This window comes from Sulfuricurvum sp. RIFCSPLOWO2_12_FULL_43_24, from assembly GCF_001829605.1.
Taxonomy (GTDB): Bacteria; Campylobacterota; Campylobacteria; order Campylobacterales; family Sulfurimonadaceae; genus Sulfuricurvum.
On sequence record NZ_MIBT01000118.1, the window covers coordinates 1 to 2,973 of the forward strand.

A 2,973-nucleotide genomic window follows, 5' to 3' on the forward strand; every position below is an offset into this window, starting at 1 on the left:
CATCAAGTCTCGCTAATACACGGCGAGGAAGGGTGATATTAACCCTCTCGGCTTTATCATCTAATATAGCGGGGTCAATCTCAACAATCGCCCAAATAAAACCTGTATACTCTGCTAATGAGCTATATCTACTGACAGGTGATGGTGTAGGTATCGTTTCATTATCATCGAGCAGTCCGTCGATATGTAGAGTGATCGCCTCTTTAGCATTATCAATCGCTTCATCGAGGGTATCACCTGCCGAAAAACACCCTACGAGATCGGGGACGATCACCCCAAATGCTGTTGTTTCATTACCGATTTCAATTGCGATAGGATAGCGCATAGTTTACTCCTCTTTCAGTCCGGCTTGTTTCATAATCGCCCGTACCAGCCCGATGCTCAAATCTTTTTTAGGATGGGGGACGGTGACTCGACCTGTTTTGGTTGGATGTTTGAACTGATGGTGACTTCCGCGCACGGCAACCAATACCCAACCATCAGCTAACATCTTTTTGATTAATTCCGAACTTTTCATAAGACTATTATACTTACTATACACACTATTGTCAAATAAAGGCTAAATACTCTATGAATTCAATATGAAAGTCTTTATCTTCTCGTCATTCCCGACTAGATCGGGAATCTATCAAAGATACACTATAATACATTAAAAATATTTTTATCTATAATTGATATGGAAATCCATGCAGAAAATTCTTTCCACTCTTACAGCTTATATCAAAAATAATAAATCCAATATATTTATTCCACTAGCTATTGCAACATCAATTATTATTACTTTTTCACTCCAGATGATATTTTGGAAAAATGGTTTTATTTTTGCATTAGCTTTGATAATTTGGTTTTTCTTTATTCTTGATACGATGAAAGCAAAGATTACTCTATTTATTTTTTTAGAATTAGTCTTAATAGATTTAGTTTTTTCTCTTATCAATGCCCACTCATTAAGCGATTTTGTATCTATTGCACTACTCTATCCACTACTTATTTCATTTTATGTAATTTTTTATTATAGTTCATTTGTTTTATTCATTGTATTTATTATAACTGTTGCAAAAAGTTTCACAAACCATTTTAAAATTAAAAGTAAATTAGTAAAATTTATCCTTATTGTCCCTCTCATACTTTATGTCTATATTATTGTTCTAAATCATAAATGTGAAGGAGATTGTGTCAATGTATTTGACGCATTAGACATTATCTCTGCAACGCAAACGAGTAATAATAAACTATGCTTTTATGTTGAGAATACTGGCCTATTTTTAGATACATTAAACACTTCAAAAAATTTCACTCTTTCAGAAATAAAGCTATCGTATTCTAATGGACAAAATGTGCTGTGGAATAAATCGTATCATGAAAATCCGAAACAACTTTCTTCTATTACAGGCGCAGATAATTGTATAGTTTGTGATACTAATATTTCTGTTGAATCTAACAATTCAGCAAGTGAATTACTTTTACTAACAATGGAATTAAATCAACACAGTCAAATCATGTACAGAGAAAATTTTGCATATCAACTTTATTTTAGAATGCTAAAAGATAAGCAAACAGGACAATTAAAATTTGTCAAATTGCCTATGAGTTCAACTGATCGTAAAGAGTATGAGAAAAGTTTAGGACTCTAAAGTTTCAATCTCCAGCACTTCCGCCCGAACAACCCGTTTATCATTCATCGCATCAAACCGATCTCCGACACTAAGCGCATCCAAATCGATCACTTTCCCCTCGCGGGCGATCTGTGCAAATCCACTTTTGTTTTTATTTTTCGGATGATTGGCATTAAACCCCTCATTCAGTTGAGTAATCATAAACTGCTTTTGTCGCAATGTTGATTCGATACTTTGGTTTAAGCGCTCTATCAAAGGAGCAATCTCACGTCTGCTTTGCTCCAACCGCTGTGCCATCTGTCGATCCAAACGCTCTCGAAGCTCTTTAACCAGCTCGCGCTGTACCTCTAAACGATGTTCTACCCCATGACGTTTAAACGCCTCTTGCATAGAGGTGAGCTGTTCACGTTTACGCTCCAGTCGTTGAGCAATCATCCCATAGGCACTAAAGCGGATTTCATCGATATTTTGAAACAGCTCGTTTTGATCAGGGAGAAGCATTTGCATTGCGGCACTCGGTGTCGGAGCGCGCATATCAGAGACGTAATCGCTGATGACCCAGTCGATCTCATGCCCCACCGCCGACATCACGGGCGTGTTCATCGCGAAAATGGCATCGGCGACGATCTCTTCGTTAAATGCCCATAAGTCCTCGATACTTCCGCCACCCCGTCCGACAATCACCGCATCCGCGTTTAATGTATCGGCATAGCGCAACGCATCAGCGATCTGTCCCGCCGCACTGGAGCCTTGAACCAATACATCCAACACGATGAGTTTGACCAACGGCCATCGGTGCGTTGCAACTCTCTGCATATCCTGCAACGCGGCACCTGTCGCGGAGGTCACTAAAATAATTGTTTGGGGAAATTTTGGAAAGGACTTTTTACGTGTCGGGTCAAAATACCCTTTGGCTTCCAACTTTTGTTTGAGTTGCTCGAATGCCACCGCCAAAGCCCCTGCACCGTAAGGCTCTGCACTGAATGCATTGATTTGATACTCACCGCGCGGTTTGTAGAGGCTCAGCGCTCCATGGAGGATGATGTGCGCCCCCTCTTCGAGAGAGAACTTTAGCCTAGCCGCATTACCCTTGAACATCACACATTTGATGGCGGAATCACTGTCTTTGAGCGTGAAATAGATATGTCCGCTGCCGTGTTTAGTGACGCGGGAGAGTTCCCCCTCGACGCTGACAAATTCAAAAGAGGTCTCTAATAGCGTCTTAATCTGCTCATTGAGAGAGGAGACACTGAGTGTGGAAGCCATTGTATTACTTTTTACGGGCAATCATCAAGGTCGAAATATCCATCGAGAAGCTTTTCGTATAGAGCATCTCAAATCCCGCTTCTTCAAGCTC

General features: G+C 40.1%; 4 protein-coding genes and 1 pseudogene. 1 reads left to right on the plus strand and 4 read right to left on the minus strand.

Annotation, left to right across the window (positions count from 1 at the left end):
* Both A3G19_RS10920 and A3G19_RS10925 read right to left on the minus strand, forming a co-directional pair.
* Positions 1–325, minus strand: a 325-nt coding sequence (locus A3G19_RS10920; RefSeq protein ID WP_294872826.1) for a type II toxin-antitoxin system HicB family antitoxin, incomplete at its 3' end; no start/stop codon positions are given.
* A 3-nt stretch (positions 326–328) separates the two neighbouring features.
* A complete protein-coding gene (locus A3G19_RS10925; RefSeq protein ID WP_294872829.1) occupies positions 329–517 on the minus strand; it encodes a type II toxin-antitoxin system HicA family toxin in 189 nt (62 codons plus the stop codon).
* A 169-nt stretch (positions 518–686) separates the two neighbouring features.
* On the opposite strand from A3G19_RS10925, the gene A3G19_RS10930 reads away from it, so the two are divergent.
* Entirely contained in the window at positions 687–1,634 is a 948-nt protein-coding gene (locus tag A3G19_RS10930) for a hypothetical protein (RefSeq protein WP_294872832.1), read from the plus strand.
* Here the strand turns inward: A3G19_RS10930 and xseA are convergent.
* Together xseA and A3G19_RS10940 are read right to left on the minus strand one after the other, a co-directional pair.
* Positions 1,623–2,882 (minus strand): exodeoxyribonuclease VII large subunit, encoded by a 1,260-nt coding sequence (gene xseA, locus A3G19_RS10935; protein WP_294872835.1) that lies wholly within the window; start codon positions 2,880–2,882, stop codon positions 1,623–1,625. The two genes, A3G19_RS10930 and xseA, sit on opposite strands and share 12 nt — an antisense overlap.
* A 4-nt stretch (positions 2,883–2,886) precedes the next feature.
* Positions 2,887–2,973 (minus strand): annotated as a pseudogene (locus tag A3G19_RS10940) (bifunctional demethylmenaquinone methyltransferase/2-methoxy-6-polyprenyl-1,4-benzoquinol methylase); the annotation flags it as partial.

What these genes read in the sequence shown, in the direction of transcription:
- A3G19_RS10925 (WP_294872829.1), bottom strand. Translation starts at nt 517, where the DNA reads ATGAAAAGTTCGGAATTAATCAAAAAGATGTTAGCTGATGGTTGGGTA.
- A3G19_RS10930 (WP_294872832.1), top strand. Translation starts at nt 687, where the DNA reads ATGCAGAAAATTCTTTCCACTCTTACAGCTTATATCAAAAATAATAAA.
- xseA (WP_294872835.1), bottom strand. Translation starts at nt 2,882, where the DNA reads ATGGCTTCCACACTCAGTGTCTCCTCTCTCAATGAGCAGATTAAGACG.